Source organism: Streptomyces sp. LMG1-1-1.1, from assembly GCF_040815545.1.
In the GTDB taxonomy this organism is placed as follows: Bacteria; Actinomycetota; Actinomycetes; order Streptomycetales; family Streptomycetaceae; genus Streptomyces.
In genome coordinates, this window is sequence record NZ_JBFPNH010000007.1 from 1 (window position 1) to 255 (window position 255).

1 protein-coding gene is annotated in these 255 nt (G+C 71.4%); it reads right to left on the reverse strand.

What is annotated here, in order from left to right; all coding sequences use genetic code 11:
• On the reverse strand, positions 1 to 255 hold a 255-nt coding region (locus tag MRBLMG1_RS03810), incomplete at both ends, for a proline racemase family protein (RefSeq protein WP_367820703.1).

Consider the following 255-nt stretch of genomic DNA (forward strand, 5'->3'; position numbering starts at 1 on the left):
GGCCGCACATCGGCAGCAGTCCCGACACCTCGATGTACAGGACGCCGTAGTCGGCGTCGGGCCGGGTCGGCGGCTGCAGGATCGCCCCGCTCATCGCCGCGTGCCCGCGCGGCTCGTACATCAGCAGCGTCCGCAGGTGGTCCATGTGCGCGAGGAAATGCGCCCTGCGCTCGGCCATGGTGGCCCCGGGAATCACCCCGACACCCCCGGTGATCACCCGGGTGGGCATGCCCTCGGTGTGCGAATCGACGGCGT